Origin of the sequence: Segeticoccus rhizosphaerae, assembly GCF_009192725.1 — a bacterium.
GTDB lineage: Bacteria > Actinomycetota > Actinomycetes > Actinomycetales > Dermatophilaceae > Segeticoccus > Segeticoccus rhizosphaerae.
The window spans coordinates 1-640 of the sequence record NZ_VOHR01000692.1 but is presented as its reverse complement, the minus strand read 5'-3'; the positions used below and the strand labels follow the sequence as shown (position 1 = coordinate 640).

Sequence of the window (640 nt, the reverse complement as noted above, 5' to 3'; positions counted from 1 at the left end):
CTGCGCGTCGCCGGCTGGCCGGAGGCCCTCGAGGTCGCGGCTCGCGGGCTCGACGCCGCGCGCGCCTCGGGTGGCACCGGCGTGCTCGTCGGCGGGCGGGTCAGCAACGAGGACGCCTACGCCTACAGCAAGTTCACCCGCACGGTGTTGCAGAGCAACGACATCGACTTCCGGGCCCGTCCACACTCCCAGGAGGAGGCGGAGTTCCTCGCGGGTCACGTCGCGGCCACCAGCCTCGCGGTCACCTATGCCGACCTCGAGTCCGCCAAGGCGGTCCTGCTGGTCGGGTTCGAGCCCGAGGAGGAGTCGCCGATCGTCTTCCTGCGGCTACGCAAGGCACACCGCGCCCACAAGACCCGGGTCTTCTCGGTCGCGCCGTTCGTCACGCCCGCGCTGGTCAAGACAGGCGGCACGCTGATCTCGGCCGCACCGGGCACCGAGACCGAGGTGCTCCGCGCCCTGGCCGGTGGCCACGAGGACGTCGCCGAGATCGTCGAGGCGAGCAACGCGCTGCGCAGCGACGCCGTCATCCTGGTCGGAGAGCGGCTCGCCACGGTGCCGGGTGCCCTCTCGGCCGCCTCGGCCCTCGCCGCCATCACCGGCGCCAAGCTGGCGTGGGTGCCGCGCCGTGCCGGTGAGC

Annotated in this window: 1 protein-coding gene; it reads left to right on the top strand. The window is 73.3% G+C overall.

The genetic code is table 11. From position 1 onward, the window contains the following. Positions 1-640 (top strand): molybdopterin-dependent oxidoreductase (locus FRW57_RS22525; RefSeq protein WP_152187129.1); only part of this gene is annotated, 640 nt, incomplete at both ends.